General features: G+C 55.5%; 1 protein-coding gene and 2 tRNA genes. 1 reads left to right on the forward strand and 2 read right to left on the reverse strand.

Annotation, left to right across the window (positions count from 1 at the left end):
- Nucleotides 1-381, forward strand: a 381-nt coding sequence (locus P7F60_RS30780; protein ID WP_277921238.1) for a hypothetical protein, incomplete at its 5' end; no start/stop codon positions are given.
- Here the strand turns inward: P7F60_RS30780 and P7F60_RS30785 are convergent.
- Together P7F60_RS30785 and P7F60_RS30790 are read right to left on the reverse strand one after the other, a co-directional pair.
- Nucleotides 370-445: transfer RNA gene (locus P7F60_RS30785), tRNA-Ala, on the reverse strand. The two genes, P7F60_RS30780 and P7F60_RS30785, sit on opposite strands and share 12 nt — an antisense overlap.
- A 52-nt stretch (nucleotides 446-497) precedes the next feature.
- Nucleotides 498-574 (reverse strand) — tRNA-Ile (locus P7F60_RS30790).
- Nucleotides 575-687 lie beyond the last annotated feature (113 nt).

Genomic DNA, 687 nt, shown 5'->3' on the forward strand with positions numbered 1-687 from the left:
CAGCTTCTCGAGATCGATCCGAGGATGCGCGGTCAGGCAACATCCACCAAACCGTCGGTCAGACAAAGGCCAAAACCTTCGAACAACCAACGATCCTTGAGCGACACCAGCTTTTCGTTCGGCAAACCTATCCTTTTCGCTCATGCTCAAAGGGGTGCCGAACCACCGGTTCGGATCAATCTTCTCTTCACAATGTATGCAGAACAGGCGCTTTTCCCATATGGAAAGCGCAAACCTTTTTTTCTTCCGAAGACAACTTGTCGTTCACGCGCCGCAGGCGCTCCACGAGGGCGCCAAACGATTGGCGACGCGCCTTGCGCTTGCGAAAGCCTCAAGCTTTCGATGCGCGGCAGCATCGGGACAATAGCATGGTGGAGCTGAGCGGGATCGAACCGCTGACCCCCTGCTTGCAAAGCAGGTGCTCTCCCAGCTGAGCTACAGCCCCATCAACTCAACCTCCGCAACCAACCTCAACCCGTCCCTGCCATCCAAACGAATGGTGGGCCCGGGAAGACTTGAACTTCCGACCCCACGCTTATCAAGCGTGTGCTCTAACCAACTGAGCTACGGGCCCATTCGTCAAACCGGTCGTTGCGGTATTTGTCTTCGGGAAGAAAGAGAAACGTAGACGGCGCTTTTGCGTCTTCTCCAAGCCACATCCAATGGATGACCTGCTCGGCGTATTTC

Origin of the sequence: Rhizobium sp. YJ-22 (genome assembly GCF_029601685.1) — a bacterium.
Taxonomy (GTDB): domain Bacteria; phylum Pseudomonadota; class Alphaproteobacteria; order Rhizobiales; family Rhizobiaceae; genus Metarhizobium.